Annotated in this window: 19 protein-coding genes and 1 tRNA gene; 4 read left to right on the forward strand and 16 right to left on the reverse strand. The window is 44.9% G+C overall.

The annotated features are described in order from the left end of the window. The gene (locus L1286_RS19405) at positions 1–10,023 is read right to left on the reverse strand and encodes a non-ribosomal peptide synthetase/type I polyketide synthase (RefSeq protein ID WP_235408671.1); all 10,023 of its coding nucleotides are present in this window, start codon (positions 10,021–10,023) and stop codon (positions 1–3) included. Positions 10,024–10,971: 948 nt separating this feature from the next. Here L1286_RS19405 and L1286_RS19410 point away from each other — a divergent pair. From L1286_RS19410 to L1286_RS19425, 4 genes are all read left to right on the forward strand, one after another. Beyond that, positions 10,972–13,509 carry a putative bifunctional diguanylate cyclase/phosphodiesterase gene (locus L1286_RS19410; protein ID WP_235408672.1) on the forward strand — a complete coding sequence of 846 codons (2,538 nt, stop codon included), beginning with the start codon at positions 10,972–10,974 and terminating at the stop codon, positions 13,507–13,509. Positions 13,510–13,552: 43 nt separating this feature from the next. Beyond that, positions 13,553–13,987, forward strand: a complete 435-nt coding sequence (zur, locus tag L1286_RS19415) for a zinc uptake transcriptional repressor Zur (RefSeq protein ID WP_063356315.1) — start codon at positions 13,553–13,555, stop codon at positions 13,985–13,987. Positions 13,988–14,058: 71 nt separating this feature from the next. After that, positions 14,059–14,526: a chemotaxis protein CheX gene (locus L1286_RS19420; protein ID WP_235408673.1), complete on the forward strand. Its 468-nt coding sequence runs from the start codon at positions 14,059–14,061 to the stop codon at positions 14,524–14,526. Beyond that, positions 14,523–14,954 carry a secondary thiamine-phosphate synthase enzyme YjbQ gene (locus L1286_RS19425; RefSeq protein WP_235408674.1) on the forward strand — a complete coding sequence of 144 codons (432 nt, stop codon included), beginning with the start codon at positions 14,523–14,525 and terminating at the stop codon, positions 14,952–14,954. The genes L1286_RS19420 and L1286_RS19425 overlap by 4 nt, the downstream gene beginning before the upstream one ends. 24 nt (positions 14,955–14,978) lie before the next feature. Here L1286_RS19425 and alr read toward each other — a convergent pair whose 3' ends face one another. The 15 genes from alr to L1286_RS19500 form a co-directional block, all read right to left on the reverse strand. Beyond that, positions 14,979–16,061 (reverse strand): alanine racemase, encoded by a 1,083-nt coding sequence (gene alr / locus L1286_RS19430; protein ID WP_235408675.1) that lies wholly within the window; start codon positions 16,059–16,061, stop codon positions 14,979–14,981. Positions 16,062–16,086: 25 nt separating this feature from the next. Further along, the gene (dnaB, locus tag L1286_RS19435) at positions 16,087–17,466 is read right to left on the reverse strand and encodes a replicative DNA helicase (protein WP_235408676.1); all 1,380 of its coding nucleotides are present in this window, start codon (positions 17,464–17,466) and stop codon (positions 16,087–16,089) included. Between the two features lie 130 nt (positions 17,467–17,596). After that, positions 17,597–18,538 carry a DUF4097 family beta strand repeat-containing protein gene (locus tag L1286_RS19440; protein ID WP_235408677.1) on the reverse strand — a complete coding sequence of 314 codons (942 nt, stop codon included), beginning with the start codon at positions 18,536–18,538 and terminating at the stop codon, positions 17,597–17,599. Positions 18,539–18,548: 10 nt separating this feature from the next. After that, the gene (locus L1286_RS19445) at positions 18,549–19,055 is read right to left on the reverse strand and encodes a tetratricopeptide repeat protein (protein WP_235408690.1); all 507 of its coding nucleotides are present in this window, start codon (positions 19,053–19,055) and stop codon (positions 18,549–18,551) included. Continuing rightward, a complete protein-coding gene (locus L1286_RS19450) occupies positions 19,048–19,599 on the reverse strand; it encodes an RNA polymerase sigma factor (protein WP_235408678.1) in 552 nt (183 codons plus the stop codon). The genes L1286_RS19445 and L1286_RS19450 overlap by 8 nt, the downstream gene beginning before the upstream one ends. Positions 19,600–19,862: 263 nt before the next feature. Next, positions 19,863–21,689: a DUF7305 domain-containing protein gene (locus L1286_RS19455; protein ID WP_235408679.1), complete on the reverse strand. Its 1,827-nt coding sequence runs from the start codon at positions 21,687–21,689 to the stop codon at positions 19,863–19,865. 6 nt (positions 21,690–21,695) lie between these two features. After that, on the reverse strand, positions 21,696–22,244 hold the full coding sequence (locus L1286_RS19460) for a PilW family protein (protein WP_235408680.1): 549 nt from the start codon (positions 22,242–22,244) through the stop codon (positions 21,696–21,698). Continuing rightward, complete coding sequence (locus tag L1286_RS19465) at positions 22,219–22,692, reverse strand: prepilin-type N-terminal cleavage/methylation domain-containing protein (RefSeq protein WP_235408681.1); 474 nt, start codon at positions 22,690–22,692, stop codon at positions 22,219–22,221. Before L1286_RS19465 ends, L1286_RS19460 begins: the two co-directional genes overlap by 26 nt. Then, on the reverse strand, positions 22,683–23,144 hold the full coding sequence (locus tag L1286_RS19470) for a GspH/FimT family pseudopilin (protein ID WP_235408682.1): 462 nt from the start codon (positions 23,142–23,144) through the stop codon (positions 22,683–22,685). Before L1286_RS19470 ends, L1286_RS19465 begins: the two co-directional genes overlap by 10 nt. Continuing rightward, entirely contained in the window at positions 23,131–23,550 is a 420-nt protein-coding gene (locus L1286_RS19475) for a type IV pilin protein (RefSeq protein WP_235408683.1), read from the reverse strand. The genes L1286_RS19470 and L1286_RS19475 overlap by 14 nt, the downstream gene beginning before the upstream one ends. A gap of 352 nt (positions 23,551–23,902) precedes the next feature. Next, positions 23,903–24,355 carry a 50S ribosomal protein L9 gene (rplI, locus tag L1286_RS19480; protein WP_235408684.1) on the reverse strand — a complete coding sequence of 151 codons (453 nt, stop codon included), beginning with the start codon at positions 24,353–24,355 and terminating at the stop codon, positions 23,903–23,905. Positions 24,356–24,391: 36 nt separating this feature from the next. Further along, positions 24,392–24,619: a 30S ribosomal protein S18 gene (gene rpsR / locus L1286_RS19485; RefSeq protein WP_005493466.1), complete on the reverse strand. Its 228-nt coding sequence runs from the start codon at positions 24,617–24,619 to the stop codon at positions 24,392–24,394. 11 nt (positions 24,620–24,630) lie between these two features. Further along, complete coding sequence (gene priB, locus L1286_RS19490) at positions 24,631–24,960, reverse strand: primosomal replication protein N (RefSeq protein ID WP_235408685.1); 330 nt, start codon at positions 24,958–24,960, stop codon at positions 24,631–24,633. A 37-nt stretch (positions 24,961–24,997) separates the two neighbouring features. Then, entirely contained in the window at positions 24,998–25,339 is a 342-nt protein-coding gene (gene rpsF / locus L1286_RS19495) for a 30S ribosomal protein S6 (protein ID WP_023400735.1), read from the reverse strand. A gap of 195 nt (positions 25,340–25,534) precedes the next feature. Further along, positions 25,535–25,610 (reverse strand) — tRNA-Gly (locus L1286_RS19500). Between the last annotated feature and the right edge of the window lie 190 nt (positions 25,611–25,800).

Here is a 25,800-nt window from a genome sequence, read left to right on the forward strand (position 1 = left end):
TTACAAGTCCATCTCTGTCATGGATTGATCATCAAAAGCGGCGCTAATATCACGACCACTGACTATATCGCTTACAACCTCTACTTGAGGGGGGGTTAATGCGCTATCTTTGCCAATTTCAATCAGCCGTTTCGCTAAGGCCTGAATGCTCGGATAGTCAAAGACGTCGACCATCGTGCAGCGCACCGAAAAATATTGATTGACTCTAGATATCAACTGCATAGCAAGTACGGAGTTACCACCGCAATCGAAAAAGCTCACATCGGTGCTAAGGGTTTTCACAGGCAACAAATCTGTGAAGAAGGTATGTAATTGGGTTTCCGTAGGCGTTTCTGGTGCACGCACCGTATCAACCTGGTTGGTCTCTATCTGCGGCAGTCTCAGCACTTTCAGATCCAACTTGCCATTTGGGGTTAAGGGCCATGTCTCTAGCCAGCTAATGTATTCAGGTACCATGTAGCTAGGTAGTTTCATCAGCAAGTGCTGGCGAATCGCGCTATGACTCCACTGCACTTTAAGCTCCCCATGTTCGATACAATATGCACACAAACATGCATTACCCGTTGGGTCTGTTTTCACTAACACCCTGACTTCTTCGCTGCCGATGAGTTGACGGATTTGATGCTCTATTTCTGCCAATTCAATCCGGTGGCCATGCAATTTAACTTGATTGTCCAAACGTCCCTGAAGCTGGAAACGTCCATCCGGCAACCTCCGAGCTCGGTCACCGGTTTTGTACAATCTTGTCGGGGTGTTATCTAAATGATGGGTCACAAAGCTGTTTTGTGTCAGTTCAGGGCGATTAAGATACCCTTTTGCGAGACCTACACCACCGATCCAGAGTTCTCCCCACACGCCCACAGGCAGTGGTAGACTGTCATCCTTCGCTTGCTCAGGCATGACAAACAGTGCGGTATTATCAATGCCCTCTCCCACCCCAATGTCATTGCCTGCCATGATTTTTTCCACACTGGACCAGATGGTCGTTTCTGTTGGCCCATACATATTGAACACTTGGGCGCCATGTACTAGCATGGTGTCCGCCAAGTTTGATTCCAGCGGCTCTCCGCCAGTTAACACTTTCAATCCTCTGACACAGCTCACAGACGCCTTTAGTAACATACGCCACAATGTGGGCGTTGCCTGCATCACAGTGATCTGTGCCCTGTCCAATAACTCAGTGATCGCCAATGGATCACTGCAGGTCGTATCATCTGCAATATAAACGAAGGCACCACATATCAGCGGCAAATAAAGTTCAAGTGCGGCAATGTCAAAGGCTATGGTTGTCACTGCAAGGGTGCGATCTGCGCTTTGCATCCCTGGCATATGAGCCATTGACTGTAGAAAATTGGCCAGCGCATCATGACATATCTCGACCCCTTTAGGTCGACCGCTTGAGCCCGATGTATAAATAACATAGGCTCGCTGTTGCGGCTCCAAACTGCGGCTCACCTCAATGTGATTGCACGCCAAAATAGAGTCAGATTCAGTATCGACATTGATACATGGGCAAGACTTTTCGAGTATGGTTTGTATTTCGTGACACTGCGTATCGCAAAGTACTATATCGGTCTGAGAATCAGCCAAAATGTCCTTAACACGCGCTTGCGGAAAGGATATGTCCAGTGGTAGGTAAGCCGCCCCCGTTTTTAGTATGCCTAACAACGTGACCAATAGCTCACAGCTGCGTGCCATCGCCACCGCAACAAGGCTATGTCGATCTATTCCCTGCTGGATCAAGTAGTGGGCAAGTTGATTTGAACGCTGGTGTAACTGCGCATAGCTTAGCTGCACCCTCGAGTCCTGTACAGCAATGCGATTAGGACAAGTAAGCACTTGCTCTGAAAACATATCCAACAACGATATACTTGATGGCGCAGTGTGTAACTTTGCAACTTGATCTGACACTAAGATTCTGTGTGCGTCCTCACTTAACAGCGCACAGGCCCTATCTGACACGGTTAGATTTGCCTTTGCCCCCGCCAATAAAGTGAGCCATGCCTGTCCAAAGCTGTGCATCACTGCTTCATCAAACTTGTCACTATTAAATTCAAGTTCAAACTGCCAATGCTCACCCACATTAAGCACATTGCAGTTCAAATCAAATTGGCCATACAATGTACAGTTTCTTACGGGACTCACCTGTAGGCCATCAAATTGCGGAAATTGATGCACCCTATCTAAATTAAATATCGCCGTAGGTAAGATCAGATTTTGATGCATAAGTGCAGAATAAGGGTAACTGGCATGATCAAGTCCATTGAGCATTTGGGACTGAACTTGTTTTATCACTTCCGCGAACGTACTGTGCGGCAACACCTTTATAACCAGTGGTATCATATTAGTACAGTAACCCACTAGCTGTTGGTCTAATAACGTCACATCAAATTGTTTCGCCAATAGCTGCCGTGCAGAAGCAGGTATATTGATGGCAATCACGTGTTGTTGACTCAGCTTATGAAGCCATATCACATAGCCCGCCAATAAAGTCGCAAATAAACCGCAACTTTGCGATTTAGCCAGTTCAACTACACTTGTCATCACATCTGCCGGAATAGGTACATTGAGCTGCTTAACACTAAAGTGGGTTTCTCCCACAGTGTTGTGCTGCACCGGCAAAGACAATGATTCACTGTTGGCTAACTGCCCTAGCCAATACGCCTGATCTACTTGAAACTGGTTAGACTGCCGATATGTGTCCAAAGCAAGGGTATAATCATGGTACTGAGGAAGATGCGCGCGCGTTTGCTCACTATCGTTATAACACGTCGCAATACTGTCGATGATCAGCTGTAAAGACAGCCCGTCACTGACAATATGATGCGCAACAATACTGACATAGTACTGCGCCTCATTCACTCGTAAAACCGCAAAACGACATAAGGCGTCATGCGCCATATCGAAGGGGGTGTAACGCCACCGTGTCAGTTGCTGTACAGCTTGATCCTCATCCAATGCCTCCCCATGAATAACTTCAAGTTGCGGCGCAGCACGCTCGATATGAGTCAGATCATCAACATCCACACCTAGGCTCAGTATCGGGTACTGTGCTACGACACGCGCCACTGCCTGACTCAGTTTGTCCACATTCACCTTGCCACTTAGTTTGATACTCGCCTGTAAATGATATGCCAATGCCCCAGCTTCAGAGCGCAGAGCAAGGGCCAATAGCTGTTGCTGCGCCTCGGTCAGTGGAAACGTCATGGTGTGTGATGATGCTTGCTTTAACGGCGCGGGTGTACCACCAAAATAACCGGCTTCTTTCAAAGTCAATGCACTGGCTTTTACTGCGCTGATAATCGCCTCGATGTCCGCGTCACTATGTGCTGCACTGATAAAGCAATTACGACCTTCCCATATAAACACACCGCGATTGAGTAACTCATAAAAGAAAACATCGAGATTTTGCGCGAACGTAAAGCGAAATAAAGATGAAAATGACTCAATGCCAATGGGGATGCTCTGCTGGTCAAAGAAGTGATTGAGTGTGGTTCGTAAATAAGTCGTTTTTTGGGTTAACTGCGCCTGTAATTGCGGCCCCTGGCGCTTTATTTCTTTAAGCACCGCAGCCGCACTGACCATGCTGAGCGGATGTTTACAGAATGTACCTGCAAAAAATGTGGTATCGGCTTGTGGGTATGAATTATCACCATATTGCCAATCACCACCATCGACCCCATCTAAATAAGCTGCACTTCCTGCCACCACACCAATTGGTAAACCGCCACCGACGATTTTTCCATACGTGGCCATATCAGCATGGATCCCTAGCAAGGCTTGTACTCCACCAGGATGTGCACGAAATCCAGTGATCATTTCATCAAATATCAGTGCGATACCGAGTTCCTCGGTCAATGCTCTTAATTGCTTCAAAAAAGCGAAAGGTTGTAGATCGGGGTGACGGCTTTGCACCGGCTCCACTAATACAGCCGCAATCGAATCTGCATATTGACGGATCTGTGCCAATGCAGAAGCTTCTCCGTAATCCAAGACTAAGTTGCGATTTATTGCACCAGCTTGAACCCCTGAACACATCGGTTCCACACCAGAACCATCGGGCGCATGGGTTGCAAGCGTGCCATCATAGTGACCATGATAGGCGCCCGAAAACTGCACGATACGATCTCGTTTGGTTTTATTTCTCGCTAATCGAACCGCTGTCATCACAGCTTCTGTACCTGAGTTGCAGAAAGTAACGCGTTCTAAGCCAGTTAGCTCGGCAACCAACTCAGCCACTTCGCATGCAGCAGGACTTGCGAGCCCTAATTGGATGCCGTTATCCAATTGCGCCCTCAGTGCATTGTTGACAAACTCCGGCTTATGACCAAACAAGTTAACACCAAAGTCCATCGTAATATCGATATACTCATTATCATCGACATCCCAAATACGTGCTCCTTCACAGCGCTTCGCAAAGACAGGGTAGAGCATTTCCTTACTCGACAAACGAAAACCGGCTGATGCTCGACAATCTGCAAGATGTTTACGATGGGCAGCCACCAATTGCTTTGAGCCCCTTGTTTTTTCACAATAGCTTTCACAAAGCGAGATAGCGTGCGTCTTTATCTCAGTAGAACTTGTTACGGCTTGAAGCTGCTTTTGTTGAAAACCGGGTAAAATAGCGCGCGCGTGCTGATCCGCAACTTGAGTGGCCGTGCTGCTTTGTTCTGCTTTGGGAGCATCTCGCTGAGGGACGGTGCGCTCATCCTGCGTTATTGTCTGCCCACTCAGCCAACTTAATTGCTGCGCAGTCACAGATTCCACCCCCTGGCGAGCAATGTCACTGGTAATTGTGGCCGCCGCTTGAAGCTGTGCCTGACATATCGAGGTAATTAACTCAGGTTTGCTAAAATGAGATGCCGATAACACGCTTGTTTCATCAAGCGCAACTGAAGGGGCATGTTGTGGTTCAGTGCTCGTCGGTGAAGATGTGAGATAGTCGCTGTGTTCAACAACATGTGCGACCAACCGCTCAACACTCTTTAACTCTTCGTAAAACTGCCTAACACTAAACTCTAAATCAAACTGTTTTTCATAGGTGCGTACCGCCCGCATTATCATCAACGAATCAACCCCCATTTCTAGCAGGGGCATATGGATATCAATTTGAGTTGCAGGCGTGCCAAGTTCATTGGCCAATGTATCAAGTACGAACGCTCGAATGGCATCAATGCGCTGGCTTTCTCCCTCCGTCCCAGAGGCGATGGTGGTAGTCGGTAAGCTTTCAGTTGGCCCCTGCCGCGCAGTGGTAATCCAATGACGGGTTGGCTCAAAAGGATATAACGGCAAAGGTACCTTGGGTAACGATAGCGAGTTTAAAACAGGGTAAACTTGCGACCAATTCAACGTGTAACCCGCTTCAAATAACCTTGCCACATCCGCTGCCAACCTTTCATTGTCGCAGCCCACCGCATTTAAGACCGTTAAATACTCCGCATCAACACGCGGCAAATTTTCTTGGATAAGTGCGCTCAAAATCGGTTTTGGCCCCATTTCGAGAGTAACAAAATGCTCCTGCGTGATCAGTGTCTCAAAACACGACTCAAATCGCACAGGCTGCACTATCTGCTCAACCCAATAATGAGCTTTGGTTAGCGCTGCGCTTTCCAAACGCCCCGTCTGTGAAGACACAAAACGATATTTAGGTGCATTGAAACAGGTCTTTTGCGCCACTTGAGCAAACTGCGTAATAACAGGTTCCATCAGTGGCGAATGAAAGGCACGTGCAGTATTGAGCACTTTGTAACGGATCTGTCTTTTCTCAAGCGCTTGCGTGATGTTACTCATTGCCTCGTCACCGCCGGAAAAGACCACTCCGGCTTCACCGTGATACGCAGAAATTGCAGCCTCAGTAGTATAAGGATGCACGATGTCTTTGGCTAACTTTGCAGTGCATCGTGCCGCAATCATCATCCCATTTTCTGGTAGCTGCTGCATCAACTGTGCGCGCGTCGCCAATAACGTTAAACAGGCCGGTAATGACATCACCTCGGCAATACATGCCGCTGCATACTCACCAACACTGTGACTTATCAACAAATCAGGCTCAATACCAAAACTTTGCCATAATTTTGCCATCGCATACTCTATGGCGAACACACTCAATTGGGCCCAGCGAGCTTGATTAATTAAAACACCGTCAGGGTCTTGATATAAAACGTCGAATAAGTGCTCATCAAAATGCTCACGAAGCAATGCGTCACATTCGTCGATTGCCGCTTTAAATACAGGTTGAGAAGCATACAGGGCCTTACCCATATCAGGATATTGCGCACCTTGACCGGTAAATAAAAACACGACTTTAGAGGCGGCAACATGGCGTACATTTCCCGTCAACTGCTCAAGTTTGGCAGGGTCATTTAATGCGTGTAGATGTTGAATAAGGTCGGCTTTACACGCTCCATAGAATGCCTGTTGTACACCTTTAATTGGGGTGCTCTGGGCACAGGTATAAACCAGCGTATTAAACTCTTGTGCATCAACCTTCGCTAGGCGCTCTCCAAAACGCTTTGCTAACTGCGCCAATGAACTTGCCGACTTCGCACTCAGCGGCAGCACGTAAAATGGCGGGTCTTGGCAAAGTGCTGAATGCGCTTGCTGACGCGACGGGGCCGATGAACAAATAACATGTGCATTTGTGCCGCCAAAACCAAATGAACTTAAACCCGCAACTGCGGTGCCATTTTCAGCCCTAGGCCAGGAGACGAGTTTATCAGGCACTTTTATCGACATCTTGTCCCACGCAATATGGGGGTTAAGCTTGTCAATATAGCGCTGGGGCGGAATTTGGTGGTGAGTAAAGCACAGCATGGTTTTAATTAATCCAGCGAGTCCTGCAGCAGATTCGAGATGTCCTATATTCGCTTTCACGGAACCCACCCAAAGTGCTTCCCCCTCACGCTTTTCGCCATAAACGTGCTGCAATGCCGACACTTCGATTGGATCGCCAAGTTCAGTACCTGTGCCATGGGCCTCGACATAGTGCACTTGCTGTGCCGATACGTGTGCGCTGTCGAGTGCCGCGCGGATCACATCCTGTTGTGCACGTCCATTGGGGGCGGTGATCCCATTACTACGACCGTCTTGATTCACGGCACTGCCTTTGAGCACGCCATAAATCACATCCTCGTCATGCAAAGCCTGAGATAAGGGTTTTAACAATACCGTGCCGACCCCTTCACTGCGTACATATCCATTTGCCTCAGCCGAAAAGGTTTTGCACCGACCATCACTGGCGAGCATTTGCGCATTATCACATGCAGCGCTGACCGCATCACTCAAGATTAAGTTAACCCCACTCACCATGGCCATAGGTATTTGACCTGACCGCACGGCTTGCATGGCGTGATGGAGCGCGACCAATGAAGAAGAGCACGCCGTATCAATCGCGAGGCTCGGACCAGTGAAATTATAAAAATACGATAAACGATTTGCCGCAATGCTGAGCGCCGTACCCGTACCGAGATAGGCATGGCTTTTCTGCGTTTGCTGAGATAACGAGAAATAATCGCTTTGCGAAATACCGACGTACACACCCACCTGCTGGCCCGCGAGTGCCGTTGGCTCATAGCCTGCTGATTGGATAGCGTGGTAGCTATTTTGTAACAACAGCCTTTGTTGAGGGTCGATATGCATTGCTTCGTTTGGCGCGATACCAAACAACGCATGATCAAAATGCTCTATATCTTCCAGATAGCCCCCGAAGCGTTCTCCATTTAGCTCCTGCCCCAATGCCTTGCGCGCATCACTCGGTAATGAAATGGCGTCACTGCCGGATTCAAGTAGCTGCCACAGAGCGTGCGTATTTTCCGCATTTGGGTAACGGCACGCCATCCCTATGACCGCAATGTCATTCGGGTGGGTTTCTAGGCATTCTTGGGAAAGCATTCGCTCAGTGAAGATAGGGGCTTGCACGATATCTCTAGACACCGACTGCGTTACTGGGTGTGTATGATGCGCTTCTATCTTATCCAGCGCCTCACAGACTTCTTTAAATTGGCACAAATAGTCAGCCAATTGCGTAATACATGGGTATTCATATAAAACTGTCGACTCTAACTCGATACCATGTAATTCCATCAATTCACCAGAAATTCGCACGGCTTTCATTGAGTCGACCCCCAAAGAGAGAAAAGAGGCATCCAACTCTAAAGTCGCGGCTTCAACGCCCACTTCGGAAGCGATCACTCGCTGCAACAGCTGGCACGCCTGCAACAATCGACGCTGCGCTATGTCATTCGACGTGTCAATCGAGTTTCCTTGCTTTAGACGGTCGGCCTCTGCAAGTTGCAGATACGATGCTAAAGGCTCAAAACGTGCTTCAAGGTACTGCTTCCTATTTTCTTGGCGTTGAATTTTACCACTCGAGGTTTTGCATACACGGCCTGGCTTAATCAATAATATGTCGTAAGGTGTGATGCCATGCTGTGCAACAATAGCTGCGGTAATATTTGCAAAAACCTTGTCCGTATCAAGTTTGCGAACGGCTGTCCGTTTAACTTGCTGCACCACAACCAAGCGCTCTTGATCTCTCACTGTAACTGAAAAAGCCGCCCCTCCATTGCCATCCAACGCTTCGTCCGCTTCACTCACTGACAGTTCGATATCTTGCGGATAATAGTTTTTACCTCTAAATATCAAGACATCTTTTGTGCGGCCCGTTACAAACAGCGTATGCTGCTGTAAAAAACCAAGGTCACCAGTACGTAAGTACGGTCCCTCTTCGACCTCTGCAATCTGTGCCTCAAAGATGTCACGGCTCAGTTCAGGCTTTTGCCAGTACCCCTTTGCCACACTACTTCCTTTAACCCAAATTTCACCAATCTCTCCATCTGGGCAAGGTTGTTTGGTCTCAGGACAAACAATGGCAATACTGTGATGTTGCCAGCTATGGCCACTCGATACGGCATAATAGTAATCACCATCATTAATAAAATTGGTCTTGTCGGGTGGCGTGATAACGTCAGCACGATTTTGCAGCATCGCTTTACTGTCTAAGCACAGTATGGTTGGCTCTTTTAGCACGTCGCCACCTGCTGCAAACAACGTGGTTTCAGCCATACCATAACAAGGCGCTAGACTCTCACGTCGAAATCCACAGTGTTTAAACTTTTGGTAAAAGCGCTCTAGCGTACTTGCTCTGACGGGCTCAGCACCATTTAATGCGGACTGCCAATGAGATAAGTCCAACTCGGAAATTTGTTCCTCACTGACCATATCCACACATAAATCATATGCAAAGTTCGGTGCGCTGGAGGTGACACCTTTGAATTCACTCAACAGTTTTAACCAGCGAAATGGTTTTTGTAAAAAGTAGGTGGGATTCATCAAGCAAGCCGGGGCACCAATATAGATTGGCTGTAAAATTCCGAAAATAAGTCCCATATCATGAAAATGAGGCAACCAGCTGACAATCGGCGTGTTTTCATCGTGGCCAAATGCCACTTTCATCATCTCTTCGTTATCTACAATATTGCCATGGCTTACCATCACGCCTTTGGGCGCCCCTGTTGAGCCGGAGGTATATTGTAAAAACGCCAGTTCATCTAGCAACACGTTACAGATCTGCCAGCACTCAGGTACGTCATTTTGCATAGCGTCTGTTGCAAATAAAGCCAAATTATTGAGGCTGGGCTCCGCTTCGAATAGCGGTCTTGCGATAGCAGTAATTTTTTCGCTCGTCAGTGCTCCTTTCGCACCCGCATCAAAAATGATGCTTCTTAATCGTTCTATATTTTGATTTTTTTTCGGCGGGTAAACAGGTACTGCGACCACGCCCGCATACAAACAGGCAAAGAATGCTTCGACAAACTCAAATCCAGAGTTATATAGCAGTAAAGCCCTATCCCCCTTCTCAAAATGGAGACTGAGCTGCGCTGCGATTTGTCGTGCTCGATAATCTAATTGCTTGTAAGTTAAAGTCTTACTTGGTTGGTCGTCAGAAAAGTAGTAATGAAAAGCGGTATCGTCGCCACGCGTATTTGCCAATGTAACTAATGCAGTCACTAAATCTGTTTTCATGCCATGCCCGCAACAAGAGTGATTAGATGATCTCTCAGTTAAGCGCTAGGTCAACGTACAAAGTGAAGATTTCTGAATTAGGTACTTTATCGCAATCCTAGCTTTAACCACAAAATTGAATAAATATAATCAATTCGAAATTCACAACGAACATACCGAAATGTATACGACCTTGTTTAGTCACCAAAAGCGGATCTGTTGTTGTAAATTAACATGGCTGATCAACTTAAATTCGTTTTAAATTCAGTTAACCAACTGCGCCAAACCCAACGAAAAGCCAATAAATAACAAAAGCTTAAAGCAAGGCCGTTAAAAGAAAATGCTACTCACGCAGGCACGACAGCTAGACTACAAATTACAATACCTAGAATACTGAATATTCTTTTTTGAAAAAATACTGTGTTTATGATGCTAACACACAAAACAAAAAAATAAATCAAAATTACTTAAAATTAACATTGACTTAATTTTAAGTACCGAATCATTTTTATGTTCCATAATTGAACACTACTCAATTCATCTCCGAGGGTAAATTACGCTGGATTACACATATTTATACAAATAGGGACATATGCCTTCACACAAAATCATTGCTTAAGGTAGGACAATCACCACATTGACCTTGTATGAAGATTTTTTGACGAACTGACTAAAGACATATACTGACCGCTTACAACAGGTTAGGGTCATGCATAACCTATTTTCGTCATGCTCCTCCAAACCATATGGAGCAAACCGACAACAGGCTTACGATGCGCTTCAACGATCGTTACACTACTTGCTTTGTAAATTCAGCCGCTCACATCTTGTGAATTCAACTATACTTAGCTCGAAGGTGACCAGCCAAGCAGCCTAGACCCTTGTTTTATCATTTGTTAGCTGGTGTTGTTTTTTAACAGGAGTGTATCCGCACGATGAGCAGTAGTGAGTTAAAGGATTAACGATTGAGTGATAGTTGCTATCGCTGATCACCAACTGAGTGCTGAAGGATTAAGAATGGATAAAGCGCGTTCTATTAACCTCAAGTTATGGCTTACTTTGATTTCCACTTGTTGCGCAGCAATTTTCGCCCTTTCGTTGATCTTATTCAGCTGGCAAGTCAAGAAGGATTTCTTAATAGAAGACACGCAAAGCGACTTATCACATGCGATTACACATGCCCTAACACGCCTTGAATCAACACCCCAAACATCTTCTCTGGCTGAAATCATCGCCAACACACTGCACGCTCAGCAGTTTTCTCAAATTATCGTCACCGACAGGCGACTCAATGTTTTGTTCAGTACTTCCCCTAATCAAACAGGTGAAAATGCTTTAACACTCTCTCCTCAACTGTCAAATACCCTCGTTGGGCTGACAGCCGAAACACCGATAAAACATCAATATGATACACAGCGACAGCTTTTCACCAGCTTTGGAAAAGTTGCATACTCGGATGAATCAGTGAACAACCTTGTTGCCCGGCCTTTTCTCATCATGACTCACTATTCTCTGGAAAATAAAGTCAGTAATTTGTATGCACACTATAACCGCAATATCTGGATTGTCATCAGCGCAGTATTGGTAATATCTGTGTTGGCCATCACAATTAGCTATTACTTTATTCACAAACCTATCTCCGTATTACTTGCGCTCAGTAATCGCTTGGCCGATTTTCAGTTTAACCATGCAACGTCTATCGCAGGAAGTGGAGAACTCAAAAAGCTGTCTGACAATTTACACAAAGCCTCTAGCACCCTACAACAAGGCTTTGAGCAAAAAAAACTTGCACAGCAGACCGCCTTGGAAAAACAAAGTGTCCTTGAAGGTATCTTTTCAGCCCTGCCCGATATTTTCTTTATCGTAGATAAAGCCGGTAAAATTTTAGAGTGCCACTATGGCAGTAACGGCACAATGAATATCCCTGAAACCCCATTTTTAGGTCAGAAGCTGGTGGATGTGCTACCTGCTCATGCAGCTAAACACTTTACTAAGGCGATTTCTGCCACCGAACAAAGCGGACAGCTCACGCAAATTGAGTATCGAATCGATAGCGATGATGTTACAAAACACTTTGAAGCACGCCTCAGTGCCATTCCTGAATCACAAAAACTGGTTGTCGCCGTTCGCGATATTACAGATAAAAAACGTCAAGAAGAGGTTATCTTGCACCATGCCTTTTATGACACCTTAACCCAGCTACCAAATCGCTTTTTAGCGCTTGATAGACTTCAGCAAATGATCCACGAAGCCAAGCGTAACAATCAACTGATCGCAGTTGGATTTATTGACTTGGATGATTTTAAAAAAGTGAATGACTCGATGGGCCATGAAGTGGGTGACAAACTACTCGTGCATTCTGCCAAGATACTGAAAAACGCCCTGCGAAAGCACGACACAGTGGCGCGATTAGGGGGAGACGAATTTATTGTGTTGCTCGGCGACATTGCAGATCAACACCACATATCTGCGATTGCAACCAAGCTGGTACACCTATTTCGGTCCCCTTTTGAAATAGACGACCGCTCGTTTACGATTTCCTTAAGCTTGGGTCTGGCTGTTTTTCCCAGTGATGCAATGACGCCCAATGAGTTGCTACGTAAAGCCGATTCAGCCATGTACAGTGCAAAACAACTGGGCCGTAATACTTTCTCCTTTTTTACAGAAAGCATGAGTCAGGATCTCAATCGACGCCTCATGCTGGAGGAAAAAATGCGCTTGGCTCTGGCGAATAACCAATTTGAGGTCTACTTTCAACCACAGTATGATCTGCGTAGTCAGTATGTTGTTGGTGCTGAGGCCTTACTGCGTTGGCATGATGAAGAGTTAGGCTGGATCTCTCCCGGAGAATTTATCCCCTTGGCAGAACAAACGGGCTACATCATTGAATTAGGTCAATTTGTGCTGCACACAGCAATCCAGCAAATTAATAGTTTGCAACATGCTTTAAGTACACCTTTTCGTATTGCCGTTAACCTATCCCCCAGACAATTCAAAGATCCCAGTTTGGTTAATACCATCAGTCATTTAATCAATGAATTTAAAATTGACACTGAACTGCTGGAATTAGAAATAACTGAGGGGGTTCTACTGAGTGGCGATGAGCTGGTCAGAGATGCTCTTTTTGAGTTGCATCAACTGGGTATTTTGATTTCGATGGATGACTTTGGGACGGGTTATTCCTCGCTCAACTATTTACGGCAATACCCTTTTGACGTTTTAAAAATAGACCAGAGCTTTATTTTCGATATGAATACCAGCGAACAAGTACAGCAGCTCGTCAATGCGATCATCATCATGTCGCATAATTTAGGTATAAAAGTAATCGCCGAAGGGATCGAAACACAGCTACAATTAGAAACCTTGGCCTCAATGAATTGTGACTTTGGTCAAGGCTACTTTTTGGGTAAACCTATGTCAAAAATTGATTTTGAAGCGTGGTTGGCGCAATATGCTCTCCAACCGTTGAATATTGAGAATAAATCCTTGTCGATACAAGACTATTAAAATGAATATGTTAGTATTGGGAAGTAGTGTAAGGATTTAGAAGATGAATATAGAACTACTTGTTAGTAAAGCGAAACAGGTCTGCGATAACCGCGGTGCCCGTTTTACGCCGATTAGAGAAAAAGTATTTCGATTGCTCGCGACGAAACAAGGTGGAGTAGGTGCATACGATCTGTTAGAAGAATTAAAATTGACAGAAGCCAGTGCAAAACCCGCAACCGTGTATCGTGCGCTAGATTTTTTGGCTGAACTTGGATTCATTCATAAAATTGAGAGCACTAACTCGTTTATGCTGTGCCACCATTTTGACCATATTCATCCAGTTCAGTTGTTGATCTGTGATAGCTGTGGACACGTGCAAGAGCTGCATTCTGGTGCGATTTCTCACGAATTGAATAACTTATCAGCAGAAAAAGGCTTTAAAGTTAAAGCACAAACAATCGAAGCCCACGGGCTTTGTGAAAAGTGCCAACAGTAGTGCAGCGGCTAAAAAAGCCACTACACTTAAAACAATGACTGCAACAATGAATAAAACAAGGGAACAATAATATGAATGTTGAGTTCATCAACCCTTTTTTATCTTCACTAATAAATGTATTAGCTACTATGGCACAAACTGAGCTAACGCCCGGTAAGCCAAAGATAAAAAAAGATGAAGTCGCCAGAGGAGACGTATCGGGACTAATTGGCATGGTTGGCCCGCAAACTAAAGGCTCTTTCTCCATCACTTTTGACGAAAGCTTAGCACTGGCCATTATGGAAAGAATGCTGGGAGAAAAACCGGATGGTATTAACGAAGAAGTGACCGACATGGTCGGTGAAATTACGAATATGGTGACTGGTGGCGCCAAAAATCTACTGGGTGAAAAAGGCTATGATTTCGACATGGCAACCCCTTTGGTTGTGTCAGGGCCCGGTCATACCATCACACATAAATGTGAAGGAGCGAAAATTATTATGCCATTCACATCTGAAGATGGTAACGCAAACATAGAGGTCAGCTTCGACAAACTATGAGTTGGCACCAAACAGTAATTACGTTGAAGCCTCGTGCTCGGGGCTTTCACCTTATTGACGATGAACTACTTACTCACCTTCCACAATTAGGCTGTTACAAAGTTGGCCTGTTACATCTGTTCATTCAACACACTTCTGCCAGCCTCACGATCAATGAAAATGCAGATCCGACTGTAAGAATGGATATGGAAAGCCACTTTAATCACTTTGTGCCGCAAAATCAAAGCTACTATAGACACGATTATGAAGGTGACGATGATATGCCCGCACACATCAAATCGAGTACACTGGGATGTGAAGTTACGATCCCGATTTATCAAGGCGCTTTAAAATTAGGCACTTGGCAAGGTATCTATTTGGGTGAGCACAGAGATCACGGTGGTCCTCGCAACGTTGTTGCCACACTGCAAGGACAATTACTGGACTAATATGCGCTTTATGTGGTGTGAATATCAGCCAAGTTGGTAGTCGTAACTCACACGCGGTGTGATATTACAGAGTAATTCATAAGGGATAGTACCTGCACAACTGGCTATCTCCTCTACAGGCAAATTAGGCCCCCACATCTCAACTTCGTCACCCACTTTAATTTGCTGTGTATTAGACCCTATATCTACAGTAATCATATCCATTGATACACTGCCTACAATGCCATAACGTTTTCCCTTAATAACCACAGGCGTGCCTTCTTTTGCATGACGGGGATATCCATCCCCATACCCCATTGCCACAACAGCGAGCGTGGTATCTTGCTCACACGTCCATCGGCCACCATATCCTATCCTGTCGCCAGAAACGACCTGTTTAATCGCAATCACACGTGTTTTCAGACGCATCACCGCCCTCAATGCATGATTCGCCCCAATACAATCAAGCATGGGGGAGACGCCATACAGCATGAGGCCTGAGCGGACCCAATCGAAGTGCGCATCAGGCCAGCCAATAATCCCCGCAGAATTAGCCAGGCAGAGGGCATCACTGCGCCCTTTTACCAGCTCTGTAAATGAGGCTATCTGAATCGCAGTAAAGTCATTATTGAGATCATCTGCGCAGGGAAAGTGTGTCATCAATTTGGTGTCTGCTTTTACATTGGGGGAGTGTTTGAGGCGCGTATAAAATTGCTCAAACTGGTGAGGCTCTATCCCTAAACGGTGCATACCGGTGTCTATTTTTAGCCACACAGAAATAGGCGCTTCCAACTGGCACGCTTCTATCGCTGCTAATTGATTCTCATCATGCACAACCGTTTCGAAATTATTGGCCAATAAAATAGGCAGATCGCTGGGGTCAAAAAACCCCTCAAGCAGAATGATGGGCTTGGTCAATCCCCCAGCCCGAAGCGCTAAGGCTTCATCAATGCGGGCAACCGCAAACGCGTCGGCCCCGTCTAGGCACTGCGCAATTTTTACCAAGCCATGTCCATATGCATTGGCTTTTAGTACCGCCATCACCTTGGCAGATGGCGCCATCTGTTTGACGATTTCTAAGTTATGTCGCAGCGCATTAATATCTATTTCGGCTGTTGCTAATCGCATTTACTACACCCTCATTTATTTGGGCTTAATACTCATCATCCAGTGCAGGCCCAGCATAATTATCAAAACGAGAGTATTGACCCTGGAAGGTTAACCTAATCTTACCAATTGGACCATTACGCTGTTTACCTATAATTATTTCAGCTGTACCTTTATCAGGGCTATCATCGTTATATACTTCGTCACGATAGATAAACATGATTAAATCCGCATCCTGCTCGATTGAGCCCGATTCCCTCAAGTCAGAGTTAACCGGTCGCTTGTCTGCACGTTGCTCTAGTGTACGGTTAAGCTGAGAGAGTGCAATAACTGGGCATTCAAGCTCTTTCGCTAGAGCTTTCAATGAACGAGATATTTCCGCAATTTCTAAAGTACGATTATCCGATAAACTCGGTACACGCATTAACTGCAAGTAGTCGACCATGATCATACTAATACCGCCATGATCTCGTGCGATACGACGCGCTCTAGAACGCACATCGGTTGGGGTTAGACCTGAGGCATCATCGATGTACATTTGCCCCTTTTCCATCAACAGTCCCATTGTTGACGACAGCCTCGCCCAATCATCATCATCTAATTGACCTGTTCTCACTTTGGTCTGATTGATGCGACCAAGAGATGCCAACATCCTCATCATGATCTGTTCTGAGGGCATCTCCAAAGAGTAAATCAATACTGGCTTATCTTGTGTCATGGCAGCGTGTTCAGCCAAGTTCATGGCAAAAGTCGTTTTACCCATTGAAGGACGGGCCGCAACAATGATCAGATCGGATGGCTGTAGCCCGGCTGTCATCTTATCTAAATCTGAATAGCCCGAGCTGACCCCAGTTACACCATCTTGTGGAGACTGGTATAGCTCTTCAATTTTATCTATGGTTTTTTCCAAGATACTGTGAATATTTTGAGGACCTTCGGTACTTTTACTACGCTGCTCTGCAATCTTAAAGACTTTACTTTCAGCTAGGTCGAGTAAATCGTGACTATTACGTCCTTCTGGGTTGAAGCCCGCTTCTGCAATTTCATTAGCAACTGAAATCATCTCGCGCACAACGGCTCTTTCACGCACAATACTGGCGTAAGCGTCTATGTTGGCAGCACTTGGGGTATTCTTTGCGATCTCTGCCAAATAGGCAAATCCCCCAATGGAATCGAGCTGGTTGTTCTTTTCCAGATTTTCAGAGATGGTGATTAAATCTATTGGCTGACCAAGCTCAACGAGTTTAGTCATTGCTTCAAAGATCAGTTTATGCGTTCGCGTGTAAAAATCTTGAGCAACGACAAGCTCTGCAACACGGTCAAATGCTTGGTTATCTAGCATTAGACCACCCAAAACAGATTGTTCTGCTTCAATTGAATGTGGAGGAACTTTTAGTGTATCGACTTGTTGATCAGGTTTGGCCATATTACGACAAAAACAAATGAGTGGATTGGTTATTGTAACCCTAAATCAAAAAAAACTGAATGCCGTTTAACTTTCGACAGGTTCAGTAAAAACATTAAAGCAGCCTGGCAAAGCAGGCTGCGCCATTTATTTAATTCTTTTTCAAAGCGATGCGCCCGCTCACCGTATCAATTTCAATATCTGAGCTCCCCCCCGAGACACTAAACTCAAGTTCACGCGAAGGGCCATATTTTGCTTTTTTAACTTTATCACCACTCAATTCATTAATGATTTTACCACCCGCATGGGCATCAATGTCAAAACGCGCCGAGATATCAGTGGGAAAATACAAATCTAAATCACCACTTACAGACTCTATGCTGACTCTCGCATTCGGCAATAATTTTTTAGTACGGATCTCAATTTCGCCGTTCACGGTGTTCAATCTAAGCTCTTGCAGTTCAGCAATATCAAACTCAACTTCTCCATTGACATTTTCCAAACGGATTTCTTGTGCTGAGGTCTTACTTTCTACTGAGCCGTTGACAGCATTGAAACGCAGTTTTCCCGCCGAGTCTACGTCCTCTATGTCACCATTGACCGTCTCATAGCGAACTCGCCCGCTTAAATCGGTACCATCGATGTCGCCATTCACCGTTTCTAGTCTCACCTTTCCTTCTATCTGGCTCGCTTTTATATCGCCATTCACGGTTTTGATAAACGCGCCAGCTTGAAGTTGGGAAGCCACAACATCGACCTGTACCCCTTCAAAAACCAGTTCACTTTGTTTGGGCATGAATATTGTTAACTCAGATCCTTCATGCTGACGACCCCATCCCTTAACACGAGAAGGCATCTTTACAATAAACTCTGTTTTGCTGCCATTATTGACGAGTTTAAAGCCTTCTGCCGCATCGTCTAATTCCCCCTTCACCTTGAACTTCGCTTGGTCCCACGTTTTAATGACCACGTTGCCGCGCTGATTTTCAATAAATACTTTGCCATCTAGGGGGATATTAATTTCTTTATCAATTTTATCGCCAGCCAGTACTGCTGCTGGCAACAATGCCAGACTTAATATAATTGCTTTCATCCATCTTCTCCTAAATCTGTTGCCAACGGGGTTGATGCACCCGGTTAATTAAATCTAATTGCTGTTGATAAACCTGAGCTAACATTTGCAATAGCGCCGCATTGTCAGGGTCACTTTCTAATGCCTGCTTAATGGCTTGCTCTGCCTGCTCTAGCTCTTGTAACTGAACTTGCCAATCGGTCGTCAACGCCGGTTGAGTACTGTATTGCACCAGTAATGTCTGTTTTTGTTGTTCAAAATAGGTGCTCATTTGCACAACAGGGCTTTGTTCTGGTAGCTGCATACTAAAATACACCGCACACATCCCAATGATCGTCGATGCCGCAATTGCACTCAATTGTCGCCACCGGCTACCATTGATACTTGGATTTGCTAAATCAGTCTGCGATTGAAACTCTGAGTTGATTGCTTTCTCAACGCCAGACCAAAGCGGCTTTTGTGGTGTTGGCATGTGTTCCGGATTGTTTGCTTGATCCAAGTTATTGGCCAGAAACTCATCAAAGTTTGGTTTAGTCATTTTCATACCACTCCCGTAACAACTTTTTTGCTCTGTGATAGTGAGACTTACTCGACCCTACAGCCATTGAGAGCATTGCTGCGATTTCTTCATGCCGATACCCTTCAACCGCATGCAGTACAAACACAAGCCTGGCTCTTTCTGGTAACCTCAAAATCAGTTTGTCCAACCCGTTTAGATCTCCACATAACGCGATGCCAGCTTCGTCCATACCACTGTTCTCGAAGCTGACAACTTTGTGAAGCCAGTTCTTGTGCTTGCGCAAATAGCTAATGGCAATGTTCGACGTCACGCTGTGAAGCCAGGTCGTAAACCGCGACTGGCCATTAAATTGAGAGATTTTATGCCACAATTGCACAAATACCTCTTGGCATGCATCTTCTGCATGTGCTTGATCAGCCAGTAGCCTCAAGCACAGCGCATAGACTCGCCGATGACATTGTTCATACAACGCGGCAAAAGCCACTTGATCTCCCAGCTGAGTGCGTAGCACCAACTCGTCAAGCGTATCGTTTGCAAATGCGTCTTGTGCATCAACCAACATAATTAAGTTCCTTTACTGCAAGACAAAGATGATGACACATCCCACCTATAAAAAAAGTAATAACCAAACAAAATCAAAGTTTAATGTAGTCGTTTTTTTATAGTTTCAATCGTGAATGCACTCGCCTTCGCAGTGTTTTTATTTAATTAATAAGACGCAAAGGGGGCAAGAAAGGTTTAAAGGCTGTGTAGAAATTTTTTGATTGGATAGAAAAAGCGACAATCATCGCCCAGAGGTGAGTACCAACTCGAACACTATCGTCGTTACTTTGAATTGCTCGAGGTCTCACCAGTATCACTAAATGCTTCGGGGTGTTTATATCGCCAACCATCAAACTTTAATTTAGCCGGTGTTTTTACCGTTCCACCGCTGCCAATTTTTAAGTTTTTTAACGCCTCATCAAAATGCACGCCACTGCCGCCATGTGCTTCAATTGTCGCGCCACGAACCGTACCAAAAAACTGCCCACTGCCCGTCATAGAAATCGAAGTCAAAGGCGCATAAATAACGGCATACAAGGAGGACGTGCCACTCACTTTGACACCTGGTTTGTTTTTTTGACTCGGGTCATTAGGATCCGCTCGATACGATGAAAAAATACTAAACGTACCCCATCCACTGTCTGTGATACCCGGCTTTTCAGTCACAATTTGCGCACTGGCACCTAAATTTACTTTGCCAGTAACGAAGATCGTCAAACTGGACTTTTCTTTTATGATCAGCCTGCTGTTCCCCCCCATGGTGAAATCACCATCGACCAACCAAATTATGTCGCCACCTTCTATGGCCCCGCCATCAATCACCACAATGCCATCACTGCCAATATTGACATTTTTCATCCCAAAGGCATATTCCGTATCTGGGTTGTTAGGCCTGTCGTGATTTTGCTTGTTGAAATCGAACAAGTAAATATTCGTTGTATGCGCATTCAGAGACGCACCATTTCCACCCTGTGTATACTGACCAATATGAGGCGTAAACTTGTATGCTTGTTGGGCACCCACAGTAAAGTCAGTGTAATTGTTATTTTCATCAATCACATTGGGCATATTTGCAGGCAGTGCCAGTGGATCGCACTCTTTGTCAGGGTTTGCCGGGTCATAGTCAGGCGAGTTTGGGTCATACACCCGCACCGCCTCAACATTGGGGTTTACATTGAACTTTGCAGCCGAGTAATTTATCCCCTCCTGTGAGTGTTCTGTTGCCTCTTCAAACTTACCAGTCCCACCATATTGAATATCGAGTGCTTCGTTGTGCTCATTTAAAATATCTGCGCCCCACAGCATTTCAACATTGCCATTGGCACGCACAACACCTGAGATATCACCGCCACGATGCGTCACAAAGCCTTGGGTCAACACGTTACCTTGCACGCGCAATCCTCCGCCATAAGATATATCAATCCCCGTATTTGATTGAACGTCACCAATCACGGGAGAAGACCCTTTGAGGTATAAAACGCCCGATGCTTTGACATCTCCTTCAATAGGAGAATGGCCAGACAAAACAACATCCGCATCCCCAATTACCGTATTTACATCACCATTACTAGAGCGTGTTTCGTTATAGGTGCCTTTGGAAGAATCATAACTATCAACCAAGCCACTTCCGGACAGGTTGACTCCCTTACAGCCTGTCACTGCATTTTTAAAGGTTGGCTCCAGCACAGCGTCAGTGTAAGTAAAAACAGCAACCATATTATTGGCTGCATTCAGGGCATATTTTTGGCCAAGGCTTGCGATTTCAATACTGGTCGTCCCATCCGCATTCGTCACAATTGTGTGCTGTGTCGCAAAGGTGCCTCTTCCATACTTTCTGCTCTCATCATCATTGAGGCCTGGAATAGCGGCTATGAGCTGAGCAGCGGTTGCTTCTTCATTGTCAGCAACATAATCATTTAAATCGTCCGCGCTGGCAAATACCCCTTTTTCGGCCTGTAATCGGGCGTTAAGATCTTTTTGAAAGTTACCGCTTAATCGTTCCTGTACCAAGGTGTCTTTCATCGATGTGAATACAACCACACTCGCCATCGTGCTTAAGAGCATGACTTTGACAAGGGTAAAACCAGACTGTCTTACAAAACGTTGCATCGATAGTTAGTCCTGAGTTGGATTACGCCAAATGGCTTTTTCAAGTACCAAGCGGCTAGCCGCGATATCAATTTGAATACCGTCTTCAAATTGCGAGGGCAGGTTTTCTGGTGTCACGAAAATACTGGTTAAAATGCCAGAACGCACAAAAGTCAGTGACTGTACCCCTCTGAGCAATTGAACGGGTCCATTGCCAATATCACACGTTATGTAACCACTGGCTAAAGTATAGATCTCTGAGTATGCTGCATTGGGAATACTGCCATCACACGCCAACAGACCTGCATCTTGATGAACCGTTAAGGTAGTAAATCTATTGGCAACCTTATTTGAGACTTCGGGAAACTGATTGGTTTGTTTAATACTTCGCGTTAACGCTTGGCTGGTGTAACGTACAACTTCCTGAGCATGTGATAGCTCTTTACTTGCCACTACCGTGCTTTTGATCGCCGTATATGACATCGCCACGCCAGACAATAAAAACAGGCCTGCCGCCATCGCAACAAGCAACTCAATTAAGGTATAGCCACTAACTCGCTGGTTTATTAAAGACACATTCACCTTCATCTGGCGCAGGAACATACACATAACTGGCCACTAAAGTAATTTGATTTAAATCACTGTTCTCATTCACACGACTATCTTGCCAGCTAACCGAAAACTCAACATCTCTTCGCTCAGAGATAAGTGGGGTTAACTGTTCATCATTGTATCTATCTGGCGCTATACTCAGTGTAAAGCGAGGATCTTTTGGCTGTAAGTTGGCAACGCGGGGGTTATTAATTAATAAAAGGTCTTGATCGTCATACTGAAAATAACATAACTCGCTCCACATCCGTTCAATGGCATTTTGACCATTGACCAATGCGATGGTGTAATAAAAGCTGTTGTTAGCAAACTGCAGTGATTTCAATTGCGCGCCAGCAAGCCCCAATAAAGCAACGCCGGCGATGACAATGGATACCATCACTTCAATCAATGAAAAGCCCTTTACTACGCGCAATTTTCTGCCGCCTCACTTACCCAACTTTGACCACTGCGTAATATACATAGCCGATAGTCTCGTGTATTCACATCGTTATCGCTGACCAAAATATTACTCATTAAGTTCAGTTCACCAGTGGATCTTACCTCACGATCCACGAGATCCACACGGATAGATTCGTGTCCAATTGTAAATGTACGTAACGTTGTTTGTTTACCATCCACCATGGTCATTACAAGCCAGTTTGACTGCTGTTTGACGAGTTTCACGGTTTGCTCTCTTTTTACCGCTTCACTGCGCGCATATTGGTAAATGCTATTCAACGTATGGACATTTGAATCCACTCTGTCTTGTTTAATGTAGGTGATCACAGACGGCATTGCCAAACTCGCCAAAACGGCAACCAACGCCACACTGACTAATAGTTCGATGAGTGTTACACCACGCTCTTTAGACTTACCAACAATCATTATTTTGCCCCTGTGAAGACTCTGTGCTCTGCTCATCTAATGTGAGTACACCACACACATCTGATGCTTGAGAACTATCAGCTTTTGGCGTGGCTCTTAATTCAAATTCTAAATTACGATGTGTACCTAAAGCGCCATCTGGCTTGCTAAGAGGTACATACCTCAATGTATAATAGTCTGATTTTTGCACAATACTAAACGTATCTGGATAGCCCCCATTTCTAGAGTAGATACGCTCCAGCTTGGTTGCTTCTTGATACATCCACTGTTGCACATCTGCGCGATTTCCTTTACGTAGATATTCCATATAATTGGGTAATGCAATGCTTGCAAGGATAGCAACCAATGCAACCACCATCAGCACCTCAATTAAAGTGAATCCACGCAAATAACGACTATTAACCATTGTTCTCCTAATCTGAATGATAACGCTGTCATTACCTACAAACGATACTGTATGATAATTAACCAGCAAAAAAAAGTACCTAGTACAAAAGAGTTAACTAAATTATCACAAATCAAACTTATATAAAATGGGTACGCTATTACAAGCGAATACTTGAGTATATTTTATCTAAAATATAAGACGTTTTAGTGCCCAATATTGTGATTTAGATTAATTTTCCAACTTGTGTGATGAATCTTCCGTGAGCAATCGTTCTAAAAACCGACTTTTTACACTGAAAATTTATGTCGTTGTTATTTTTCAGGGGAGGGATAAAACCGCACACAAGGTGTGCGGTTTATGCTTAAATCAATTAAGCTTCTGCGATAACGATAACTTTAATAGTTGCCGTTACTTCAGAGTGAAGCTGGATAGCTACGTCAAATTCACCAGTCTCACGGATAGTACCTAGAGGTAGACGAACTTCTGATTTAGCTACTTCAACACCTACTGCAGAAATCGCTTCAGCGATGTCACGAGTACCGATAGAGCCAAATAGCTTACCTTCGTCACCCGCTTTAGAAACTAATGTTACTTCAGCTAGTGCTTCAAGTTTTTCAGCACGCGCTTGAGAAGCAGTTAGCTCTTCTGCGATTTTTGCTTCTAGCTCAGCACGGCGAGCTTCGAAAGTTTCGATGTTAGCTTTGTTTGCAGGAACCGCTTTACCCTTAGGGAATAAGAAGTTACGTGCGAAGCCTGATTTAACAGAAACCTGGTCACCTAGGTTACCTAGGTTAGCGATCTTGTCTAGTAGAATAACTTGCATGTCTCTACACCTTTTAAAAACTATTAATCAGCCGGCTTACTTGTGTAAGTCAGTGTACGGAAGAAGGGCTAGGTAGCGAGCACGCTTGATAGCTGCTGCTAGCTGACGCTGGTACTTAGCGCTTGTACCTGTGATACGGCTAGGTACGATTTTGCCACTTTCAGTTACATAGTTTTTAAGAGTAGCTAGATCTTTGTAATCGATTTGTTGTACGCCTTCTGCTTTAAAACGGCAGAACTTACGACGTCTGAAATAACGTGCCATGAGTAATTTCCTCAATTAATTCTTTCAATATGTTGTGCGTGAAGTACAAGTTGACTTAAACCATTTCGGCTTTCGTGGCGATTTAAAAAACCGCGTACTTGTAACCCCTGCCCAACGTATAAATGCTCTAGTTGAGTTCGGAATTTATCACCACTGGCGACCACCTGAATACGCACATAACTGTTGCGATTTAGGTCGGCTTCGATTTGCATCGATCTATGTTCTAAAACAAAAATACAATGCGCGATACCAGCAGGACTTTGACTGTATTTCGGTGTTTTACAAACAACCCCGGACAAAACAAATTGATTTGTATACAGGTCTGTTTGAGTTTGCACCATAACCTCTAAAGGTGAGTCAAATCCGAATCAATAACGATTAAGCAGATGCTGCTTCTTTTTTCTCTTCTTTTGCAAGAGGAGAAGCTTCAGTTACAGCGTTCTTAGTACGCATAACTAGGTTACGTAGCACTGCATCGTTGTAGCGGAAAGAAGTTTCAAGCTCGTTGATTACTTCAGTTGGCGCTTCAACGTTCAAAAGAACATAGTGTGCTTTGTGAAGCTTTTCGATTGGGTAAGCCAGTTGACGACGGCCCCAGTCTTCTAAACGGTGGATAGTACCGCCAGCTTCAGTGATAGAACCAGTATAACGCTCGATCATACCTGGAACTTGCTCACTTTGGTCTGGGTGAACCATGAATACGATTTCGTAATGACGCATGGATATTCCTTACGGTTAGTATAGCCTTGTCCCGTTTCGGCCGGCCGGGTTAAGGCAAGGAACGACTAATATGGCCGAAAGAGCGCGTATTTTACGCGTAGCACTAAAAATAAGCAATGATTTTATGCAAAATTCCAGGATGAATAGAGTAAATAGTTATAAAGGATTGATATAAAGGAATATAAGAAAGGAATTTGGAGCGGCACACGAGGTTCGAACTCGTGACCTCGACCTTGGCAAGGTCGCGCTCTACCAGCTGAGCTAGTGCCGCTTCATGATTTGCTCTGAATTGCCCACTGTAGCATGACAGGTCGTGGCAAACATCTAGCAACTGAGTAAGTGCTACATCAGAGATTTATTCGTTATTTTATCAGTGGAATAAAACTGAGAGTTTGGAGCGGCACACGAGGTTCGAACTCGTGACCTCGACCTTGGCAAGGTCGCGCTCTACCAGCTGAGCT

The sequence above is a fragment of the Pseudoalteromonas sp. SMS1 genome (genome assembly GCF_021530565.1).
Lineage (GTDB): Bacteria > Pseudomonadota > Gammaproteobacteria > Enterobacterales > Alteromonadaceae > Pseudoalteromonas.

What these genes read in the sequence shown, in the direction of transcription:
- L1286_RS19405 (WP_235408671.1), bottom strand. Translation starts at nt 10,023, where the DNA reads ATGAAAACAGATTTAGTGACTGCATTAGTTACATTGGCAAATACGCGT.
- zur (WP_063356315.1), top strand. Translation starts at nt 13,553, where the DNA reads ATGAATATAGAACTACTTGTTAGTAAAGCGAAACAGGTCTGCGATAAC.
- L1286_RS19420 (WP_235408673.1), top strand. Translation starts at nt 14,059, where the DNA reads ATGAATGTTGAGTTCATCAACCCTTTTTTATCTTCACTAATAAATGTA.
- L1286_RS19425 (WP_235408674.1), top strand. Translation starts at nt 14,523, where the DNA reads ATGAGTTGGCACCAAACAGTAATTACGTTGAAGCCTCGTGCTCGGGGC.
- alr (WP_235408675.1), bottom strand. Translation starts at nt 16,061, where the DNA reads ATGCGATTAGCAACAGCCGAAATAGATATTAATGCGCTGCGACATAAC.
- dnaB (WP_235408676.1), bottom strand. Translation starts at nt 17,466, where the DNA reads ATGGCCAAACCTGATCAACAAGTCGATACACTAAAAGTTCCTCCACAT.
- L1286_RS19440 (WP_235408677.1), bottom strand. Translation starts at nt 18,538, where the DNA reads ATGAAAGCAATTATATTAAGTCTGGCATTGTTGCCAGCAGCAGTACTG.
- L1286_RS19445 (WP_235408690.1), bottom strand. Translation starts at nt 19,055, where the DNA reads ATGACTAAACCAAACTTTGATGAGTTTCTGGCCAATAACTTGGATCAA.
- L1286_RS19450 (WP_235408678.1), bottom strand. Translation starts at nt 19,599, where the DNA reads ATGTTGGTTGATGCACAAGACGCATTTGCAAACGATACGCTTGACGAG.
- L1286_RS19455 (WP_235408679.1), bottom strand. Translation starts at nt 21,689, where the DNA reads ATGCAACGTTTTGTAAGACAGTCTGGTTTTACCCTTGTCAAAGTCATG.
- L1286_RS19470 (WP_235408682.1), bottom strand. Translation starts at nt 23,144, where the DNA reads ATGATTGTTGGTAAGTCTAAAGAGCGTGGTGTAACACTCATCGAACTA.
- L1286_RS19475 (WP_235408683.1), bottom strand. Translation starts at nt 23,550, where the DNA reads ATGGTTAATAGTCGTTATTTGCGTGGATTCACTTTAATTGAGGTGCTG.
- rplI (WP_235408684.1), bottom strand. Translation starts at nt 24,355, where the DNA reads ATGCAAGTTATTCTACTAGACAAGATCGCTAACCTAGGTAACCTAGGT.
- rpsR (WP_005493466.1), bottom strand. Translation starts at nt 24,619, where the DNA reads ATGGCACGTTATTTCAGACGTCGTAAGTTCTGCCGTTTTAAAGCAGAA.
- priB (WP_235408685.1), bottom strand. Translation starts at nt 24,960, where the DNA reads ATGGTGCAAACTCAAACAGACCTGTATACAAATCAATTTGTTTTGTCC.
- rpsF (WP_023400735.1), bottom strand. Translation starts at nt 25,339, where the DNA reads ATGCGTCATTACGAAATCGTATTCATGGTTCACCCAGACCAAAGTGAG.